Source organism: Neokomagataea thailandica NBRC 106555 (assembly GCF_001598495.1).
In the GTDB taxonomy this organism is placed as follows: domain Bacteria; phylum Pseudomonadota; class Alphaproteobacteria; order Acetobacterales; family Acetobacteraceae; genus Gluconobacter; species Gluconobacter thailandicus_A.
This window is the reverse complement of sequence record NZ_BCZB01000006.1, coordinates 33,677-42,117: the sequence shown is the minus strand read 5'-3', so window position 1 is coordinate 42,117 and position 8,441 is coordinate 33,677. Positions and strand designations below refer to the sequence as shown.

General features: G+C 49.3%; 8 protein-coding genes and 2 tRNA genes. 6 read left to right on the top strand and 4 right to left on the bottom strand.

The window, feature by feature from the left end; all coding sequences use genetic code 11:
• From NTH01S_RS03180 to NTH01S_RS03170, 3 genes are all read right to left on the bottom strand, one after another.
• Positions 1-803: Hpt domain-containing protein (locus NTH01S_RS03180; RefSeq protein ID WP_174523598.1), on the bottom strand; the 803-nt coding region annotated here is incomplete at its 3' end.
• On the bottom strand, positions 800-1,159 hold the full coding sequence (locus tag NTH01S_RS03175; protein WP_068169341.1) for a response regulator: 360 nt from the start codon (positions 1,157-1,159) through the stop codon (positions 800-802). The genes NTH01S_RS03180 and NTH01S_RS03175, both read right to left, overlap by 4 nt.
• Positions 1,156-1,416 carry an STAS domain-containing protein gene (locus NTH01S_RS03170; protein WP_169802037.1) on the bottom strand — a complete coding sequence of 87 codons (261 nt, stop codon included), beginning with the start codon at positions 1,414-1,416 and terminating at the stop codon, positions 1,156-1,158. Before NTH01S_RS03170 ends, NTH01S_RS03175 begins: the two co-directional genes overlap by 4 nt.
• Before the next feature lie 351 nt (positions 1,417-1,767).
• Between NTH01S_RS03170 and NTH01S_RS03165 the strand changes: the two genes are divergently transcribed.
• The 5 genes from NTH01S_RS03165 to NTH01S_RS03145 all read left to right on the top strand — a co-directional run bounded on the left by NTH01S_RS03165 (position 1,768) and on the right by NTH01S_RS03145 (position 4,120).
• Positions 1,768-1,844: transfer RNA gene (locus tag NTH01S_RS03165), tRNA-Asp, on the top strand.
• A 70-nt stretch (positions 1,845-1,914) separates the two neighbouring features.
• A tRNA-Asp gene (locus tag NTH01S_RS03160) sits at positions 1,915-1,991 on the top strand.
• A 226-nt stretch (positions 1,992-2,217) separates the two neighbouring features.
• Complete coding sequence (queE, locus tag NTH01S_RS03155) at positions 2,218-2,859, top strand: 7-carboxy-7-deazaguanine synthase (protein ID WP_068169335.1); 642 nt, start codon at positions 2,218-2,220, stop codon at positions 2,857-2,859.
• Positions 2,856-3,569 carry a 7-cyano-7-deazaguanine synthase QueC gene (gene queC, locus NTH01S_RS03150; protein WP_068169332.1) on the top strand — a complete coding sequence of 238 codons (714 nt, stop codon included), beginning with the start codon at positions 2,856-2,858 and terminating at the stop codon, positions 3,567-3,569. The genes queE and queC overlap by 4 nt, the downstream gene beginning before the upstream one ends.
• Positions 3,566-4,120 (top strand): 6-carboxytetrahydropterin synthase, encoded by a 555-nt coding sequence (locus NTH01S_RS03145; RefSeq protein ID WP_068169327.1) that lies wholly within the window; start codon positions 3,566-3,568, stop codon positions 4,118-4,120. The genes queC and NTH01S_RS03145 overlap by 4 nt, the downstream gene beginning before the upstream one ends.
• 293 nt (positions 4,121-4,413) lie before the next feature.
• On the opposite strand, the gene NTH01S_RS03140 is transcribed toward NTH01S_RS03145, so the two are convergent.
• The gene (locus NTH01S_RS03140; protein ID WP_084366914.1) at positions 4,414-5,526 is read right to left on the bottom strand and encodes a pyridoxal phosphate-dependent aminotransferase; all 1,113 of its coding nucleotides are present in this window, start codon (positions 5,524-5,526) and stop codon (positions 4,414-4,416) included.
• Between the two features lie 169 nt (positions 5,527-5,695).
• On the opposite strand from NTH01S_RS03140, the gene NTH01S_RS03135 reads away from it, so the two are divergent.
• Complete coding sequence (locus NTH01S_RS03135) at positions 5,696-8,290, top strand: TonB-dependent receptor plug domain-containing protein (protein WP_068169322.1); 2,595 nt, start codon at positions 5,696-5,698, stop codon at positions 8,288-8,290.
• Positions 8,291-8,441: the final 151 nt, after the last annotated feature.

Here is an 8,441-nt window from a genome sequence, read left to right as displayed (position 1 = left end):
GGCGTAGGCGTAGGCGTAGGCGTAGGCGTAGGCGTAGGCGTAGGCGTAGGCGTAGGCGTAGGCGTAGGCGTAGGCGTAGGCGTAGGCGTAGGCGTAGGCGTAGGCGTAGGCGTAGATTTTATGTTAATACCATACCAATCCAGTAATTCCTTAAAAGATTCGATCGTATTTTTATTTATATTTAACTCAAAAATAAGAGTGAACTTGTCTTCTTTCGAAGAGTATACATTTATCACAGAAAATGTTTTGGGAATTTTTTTTGCAATATATTTCAAAAAAACAACTGGATCATGACCTGATTTATAAAAATTATCGTCAAATTCCAATTTTATATTCTCAAATATATCCACATCAATAGCAATAGGCTGAAAATTTTCTAATATATCACCTTCTACCTCAGATGTATTAACCAGAATACTCCCCAATGCGCTCTGGTATTTTTTTAAATTTTCTTCAAAAAATGAACACTCTTTTCCGTGAATGGCTGCGTCGACAAGGTCATCGAGAAAATCAGTACATTGCAAGAAAATATTAATTTTTTCATCATCAAGAACTATGATACCGCTTCTAATATCATCTAAAGCAGTCTCAAACGAATGTGAGAAATCAACAATTTTATCAAATGAAAAAGCAGATGCCCCACCCTTTATTGAATGAACCGCACGAAAAACATTATCCACTTCTTCACGGCTATATCCATTTTTCTTAAGAAAAATTAATCCTTGTTCTAGAACAATAATTTGTTCACGGCATTCTTCAAAAAAGATATTTTTTATTTCTTCCATATCGTCAAAGTTATTCATAATATGATACGATCAATCATATCTAATAAAATGTCTTTATCAAAAGGCTTTGGAAGCCAAGCCGTAACCCCAGCTTCTTTTCCCATATTTCGTTTTTCAGAACTCGTTTCTGTAGTTAACATAATTATAGGGATGTACTTAATTTTTGGCGTAGACCTTACTGATTTTACCAAATCAATACCATTCATATTTGGCATATTAAAATCTGTTATTATGAGCCTAGGCGTACTTTTTGCTAAAACAGACAAAGCTTCATGGCCATCACCGGCCTGCTCCACCTCATACCCCGCCCTGAGAAGCTCCATCCGCAATAAATCTCGAAGAGTTCTTGTATCGTCTACAATTAAAATTTTCATGACTGCCCCAACAAACGGCTCGATAGCCCCAATAACTTCAAATCAGCCCGCAAGGCTTCAGACGGATGAAGGATACAAAACTCTCGCCCCTGCTCTTGCGCGCGTTCCTGCATACGCAACAAAACAGCCAAACACTTCCCGCCAATGCACTGGACCTGATGACCATCTAGAATGAAATCTCCCTCATGGCCTTGTAAGAGACTCAAAAACTCATCTGCCACGGCTGTATCCAGCCGCTCAAACAATACGATAGGCACCACATCCCCCCTCAGTCTCTTCGCACACACTCGAAATGTTTTAGCTGACTAGCGGGGTAACTCGCTTTGTCTTGCACACAGTACGAATAGAGTTCATCTCCTTCATAATGGGGAATTCATTGACATGAAGTTAATGAGGCAATCTCCCCACACATCCTTGGATCAATTAAATTTTCTCTTTTAAATCAAAGACGTTTCCGTCAACGCCCAGCCAAAACTCCCTCTTTCATAAAAATGATTTTTTTGAAACTTTCCTATTGCCATACTCAGAACAGACCGATATAAGACCGCTCAACGACAACGAGCCGCCCTTCAGGGTACTCGGGATGTTCAGGAAACTGGACAGATGTTGCGGGTGTAGCTCAGTTGGTTAGAGCGCCGGCCTGTCACGCCGGAGGTCGCGGGTTCGAGCCCCGTCACTCGCGCCACTTTATCCCTGTCGTTTTTATAAAGCGCCTTAATGCGTTTTAGTAAACTACTCATTATCGAGTAGACATTGCGGGTGTAGCTCAGTTGGTTAGAGCGCCGGCCTGTCACGCCGGAGGTCGCGGGTTCGAGCCCCGTCACTCGCGCCACTTTATCCCTATATATTGCGGAATATGTGACGCAAAGTATCAGCTTGGACGCTCTCCCCTCCCGGGGATACCCAATGCATCGGCTCAACCTTTTTAGAAAAAACCTTCGCATCACGACGGTGCCGCTTAATATACATACTCCCACAAGACGTCATTTCAGCCGTGAACTATCGCTTCGTGATCTTTTTTCTTGCATCCTACGCCCACCTCGTCGACACCCACTCTTATGGCTTACACCGTAAAAGAAATTTTTCTCACCCTTCAGGGGGAAGGCGCCCAAACCGGGCGCACAGCAGTCTTTTGCCGCTTCACCGGATGCAATCTCTGGTCCGGCAGAGAAATCGACCGAAACACAGCAACCTGCCGCTTTTGTGACACGGATTTTATCGGCACAAACGGAGAAGGTGGCGGAAAATTCGCTGATGCTGCGGCATTAACACATGCCATCACACAATGCTGGACCTCTGAAGCAGACCAAGGCGGCCGCCGCTACGTCGTCTTTACAGGCGGAGAGCCACTCCTCCAGCTAGACCCTGCCTTGATTCATGCCATGCACGAAGCAGACTTCGAAATTGCCGTTGAAACCAATGGTACTCTTTCAGCTCCTGAAGGAATCGATTGGATTTGCGTCAGCCCGAAAGCTGATGCCCCCCTAGCGCAAACATCCGGTGCAGAATTAAAACTCGTCTTCCCACAAGATGAATTAACACCAGACATGTTTAAAACGCTCAACTTTAAACATTTCTGGTTGCAGCCTATGGACGGTCCCAACCGCACCGCCAACACACAAGCGGCTGTCGCCTATTGCCGCGCACACCCTCAATGGCGCTTATCCCTCCAAACCCATAAAATGATCGACATCCCATGACACAAAACGCTCATGACAGTGCACTGGTCCTTTTCTCTGGCGGACAAGATTCAGCAACCTGCCTTGCTTGGGCGCTCACACACTATCAACGTGTGGAAACCATGGGGTTCGATTACGGGCAACGTCATGCGGTCGAGTTAGAATGCCGCGACACCTTGCGCACACGCATGACCACTCTCAAGCCAGAATGGAAAGACCGCCTTGGCCCGGACCACACGCTTGATCTCCATTCCCTAGGCGCATTATCGGACACAGCCCTCACCCGTGAAGCCGAAATTTCCATGACTGAAAGCGGCCTGCCCAACACCTTTGTTCCAGGCCGTAATCTCCTTTTCCTTACTTATGCCGCAGCTTTAGCCTACCGCCGCACCATCAAACATATTGTTACCGGCGTCTGTGAAACAGACTATTCTGGCTACCCAGACTGCCGAGACGACACGATTAAAGCACTACAGGTAGCCCTAAATCTGGGTATGGAAAAACGGTTTGTCCTCCACACACCACTAATGTGGATTGATAAAGCCCAAACATGGCACCTCACAGAAACACTCGGCGGCCCCGCACTGGTGCAACTGATCAATACGGAAAGCCATTCATGCTATAAGGGTGACCGTCAGCACCAACACGCATGGGGTTATGGCTGCGGCGAATGCCCCGCTTGCGACCTCCGCGCCGAAGGCTGGCGCCAATACCAAGAGAGCCCCGCATGACCGCAGCCTTATATCTCCCCGAAACGGAACTCGTTTTCACCCGGCGCTTCAGCATGGGACATCGCCTCATTGCGGGCAGCAGCGAACGCTGCGCTATGGTGCATGGCCATAACGAATATGTCACCATACGCCTCACCGCATCGCATCCACAGCGCCTGGATGGTCAACACAACATGATCACGCCATTCGCCAACGCGAAAACCCGGTGGCATGGTTTTATCGATCATGTTGTAGACCACGCTTTGCAGCTTTCAGATCAAGACCCCTTGCTCACATGGTTCCGCACCCATGAGCCCGTGCGCGCCAAACGCATTATTGTGACGCCCGGTGACCCAACAACCGAACTTATGGCCGCATTGCTCCTCGCGAAACTCAATGCTTTCTTGCAAGATGACGGTGGCCTCCTCCAAGCCCAAGGTATTGAACTCAAAGAGACACCTACCAATACCGTACGCCTGAATGGGCGCCCAGATCTCTTTATTCCCCCCGTCAATCGTCCCCCAGAAGAATGTTGGTGGAACCGTGCAGACCACAGCATCGCAGACTCTTAATCTTCCCCTATTGGCACGCCGGACATATACAATGGGGCCAACCTTCCTATTAGAAGGCTAGCCCCATCACCACAAAATCCCGACCTCTTTTAAATCATAAAGAGGTCTACAGTGACAGATATACAGAACACGGCATGAAAATATTATTACATGAACAATAATCTATTTTCGATAATAATCAATTATACCAAATAATGCTCGAAATAAATAACTTCAATAATCGGCACGTGCTCATACGCACCACAACACTCTACCCGACAACACTACATGGCTCATCTAAAGTTTATCTGTAGTCAGAGCAGAGCCACTTCTCCGAGCGCAGCAGGCAGGGCTTGCGCCAACATATCGAGTTCACCCGGCGTCGCCGTACCAATACGGATCCAGCTTAGATACTGAGCATCATCGAAAATACGTACATCGACATTATGACGGGCAAGAGCGTCACGCATCGCCTTGGCAGGACGTCGCGTGTCAACATAAACAAAAGTACCGACGCTTGGAAGGTAGGTTAACCCATGAGCACGACATAGACTATAAATCCTCTCACGGCACTGCGTAAGATAATTGACCGCGCCTTTCAAATAAGCGTGGTCACCGAGCGACGCAAGCGCAGCCCGGTAACCGGGTTGGTTGCGTGACGTGGTCGTGAGACTATAGAGTTGCTTCACCCGCTCTGGCCGCGCCAGAACATAGCCAATACGTAGTCCCGCCATGCCATAAACTTTGGAGAAGGTGCGGGTCACGATGACGTCCAGCCCTTCACGCACCAGAGAAGCCATGGTCATATGCTGGTAATCAGGCAAAAGTTCATAATAGGCTTCATCGATCACGACTGGAAAACGCGATGCCATATCGCGACAAAAGGCAATCAGGGCATCATGATCAATCATTTGCCCCGTCGGATTATTCGGGTTGCAGAAATAAGCCAGTCGCGTTTCGGACGTAACAGCCTTGCGCATGGCTTCAAAATCGATCTGGTGATCACTCAATGGCACATAGCATGTACTAATACCACGTCTGTTCGCATAATTAAGGTGGGTGACATACGTCGGATGGGGGGCCAGAACATGGCCACCACGAGCAATATCAGAGGTTAAAAGAGACAGTGCATCGAGAGAACCGTTCGAAAGCGCAACCTGTTCATGCACCAAACCTTCCTGAGCCGCAATACGCTGGCGTAACTCGGTTTCATCTTCAACATAATAAGGTGCGTAAGGTACAGATTCCGCTATGACACGGCGTGCTGCGGGAGATGGGCCGTAAGGATTTTCCGTCACTTCTAGACGTGCCCTTTTAGGCCTATCGACTACCGGTGCCGCGTGCGAGAGTGCACCTAAGCTAGAGTTTTGTGCTGTTAGTGAGGTAAGAGCGAGAGCGCTACCACCCAGTAGTGTGCGGCGTTTCATATACCCTACCCATCTTTGAAAAGATCAGGAATTTCTAAAGAAAATAAATATGATCGCAAGCATCATTACTCTTATTCATAAATATAACACATAACCTTCATTACCATTTAACCCCGCACCCCACCTTGATGAAGGATATATCATCCACTTTATCAAGGAACGAGATTTCATGATCAGAAAAACGATTTTTCTAACGGCAACAACAATTTTTCTTACCGGAACCTCCGGATATAGTGTGGCTGCCGAAACCAAACTGTCCAACGCGCCCTACAGCGGCGGTACCTCAACAAAATCATCGAGCCAAAACCCGCATAGTGCTCGTAGTACCGACACTCGTTCTGATACAGAGACGGTTATCGTCACGGGCACGCATACTTCAAACCGAAAGGCGCGTCAGAGCACCTCGCCCATCACCGTCATCACCGCCGCAGAACTGCGTCGTTCAGGGCAACTTAATCTCGCTGATGCGCTAACGCGTACCTATGCCTCAATCAATATGCCTGCCATGGGAAATGACGCTGGTGCGCTGACTGCCGCCATTCGCATGCGCGGCCTCAACCCAAATCAGGTCCTTGTGCTCGTTGATGGCAAAAGACGCCATACGACAGCGAATATCTACGCGGATGCAGGCCCTGCGTTCGGCGCTACGCCAGTCGATGTAAACATGCTACCCGCCGCCTCGATCGACCATATCGAGGTACTGGAAGATGGTGCAGCGGCGCTCTACGGGTCAGATGCGCTAGCAGGGGTGGTCAATATCATCACCAAAAAAACCAATCACGGGCTTAATGTCAGAGGGCAGACCGGCGCTAATGCTTATAACGGCGACGGCTGGCAATATCAGACCAGCTTTGATGGCGGTATAAAGCTTCTTCGTGATGGCTATCTCCATATGAGTGGACAAGTCTACCATACCGATCACATGGTGCCTTATACTGAAGATCACCGACTACTCGGTTATGCCCCGCCGGGAGCAGGAACTGCTCTTTACAATGGCTCAGTCAAAGTACCCAAAAATTCAAACAAGGTAATGAGCACACCTGAAGAAACCAGAGAAAACTTCAGCATTGCACTTGGTAAACCCATCACGCCCGATATCGATGTCTATTCCCTGATCACGTATGCGCATCGTCACGCAGAATCTTACCAAAATTACCGCCCACCCAATACAATCCCTACCTATTACCCTTCAGGATTTTCGCCTCTCGAAACGATCGAAGAAAATGATTACGCGGCAACCCTTGGAATCAAGGGCAAGGCACTCTTTGGCTTCACCTGGGATCTGAGCACAACCTATGGTGCCGATGAAGACAAAATCAGCAATAAGAACAGTGTCAATCTCGGGATGCTCAGCAAGAATTGCCTTCCTAGAAGCCAGTCCCCCAATAGCACCAGCCCCTATCTCTCGACTGAAGGTTGCGGCTGGTCTCCCACCACCACACGCGCCGAAAGCTACCGCATGGCGCAATGGACCAATGCACTCGACCTCAAACGTACACTCCATACCGGATTTGCGACCCCGACCACGATTGCTTTCGGTGCAGAGCATCGTCTCGACACTTATGAAATCGTGGCAGGCACACCTCCCTCCTACGAGGCTGGCGGCATGTCAGGTTATGTCGGGCTAAGCCCACAGAATGCGGGACACTGGAACCGTGATATCTGGGCGGGTTATATGGATAATGATTTCCATCCACTACCACACTGGGATGTCGATCTAGCAGGGCGCTTTGAGCATTACACCGATGTTGGCAATACCGAAAATGGCAAGATCTCGACGCGTTACGACATCACCCCTCGTCTGGCAGTACGCGGGACGATCAGCAATGGATTTCGCGCTCCCACTCTCGCCGAACAGCATTTCAGTGCCATTAACGTCGGCGCAACCACAGTATCAGGCTTACTCCCCGTCGGCTCACAAGCGGCACGAACCCTAGGTGCAGCTCCTCTCAAGCCAGAGCGCTCAACCAATGCGAGTGCTGGCGTCGTAATCGAACCCCTCACAGGACTACATGTCGAGGCCGATGTCTATCAGATAAACATTCGCGATCGCATCATCGCCGGCGGCTCCAATAACGGCCCGGCCGCCATTACAGCGCTGCAACAACTCGGCTTTGTCCTTCCCACCGGGCTAGATCCAAATGCGGTCAGTACCTACTTCTTCGCCAACGGCGCAAGTACGCGCACTCAAGGCGCTGACCTCAAAGCAAGTTATCTGTTGCATCTCCCCCGCTACGGCACGGTCAACCTCTCGGCAGCGCTTGACCTGAATAGGACGAGGCTCAGCCACGTCTCAACAACCATGGCCAATGGCCGCTCCGTTCCGCTCCTCAATGCTGCAACGGCAAGCTATATAACCACTGCCTACCCCCGCTCGAAACTCATCCTCAATGCCTATTGGACACTCGGCCAATGGGATGTGAATCTACGCCAAACACGCTATGGCGAAACCACAACCATGCTTGGTTATCAAGATTGGACACCGTCGAACGCGCGATGTGGAGCTGGTGGTGCTCTACGCTATTCGAGCACTTGTTTCGCGCAGTTCAAGAACACACCACGTTGGCTAACCGATCTTGAAGTTGGCTACGCATTCATGCCGCACTGGCACTTGGCAGTTGGAGCCAATAATATCTTCAACATCCGTCCGAGGCGCGTTAATCCGCTCAATAATAATTATGGCGCACGCATCTATGATGCGAACTCTGCCCAAGTACCAATCGCAGGAGGCTATTATTATGGCCGCATTGACGCCAGCTTCTAAAAGATTTGGACAGAGATAATCTTAAAGACTGTTGGGCCTAAAAAGGCCCAACAGTGATGCGTTTAGTCCCAAAGGTGGTGACACAAAAAAGCCGCACCCCAACCAGACGCTGAAAAATACAGGCTGCGCCATACTTGCCAATACAAAGCTA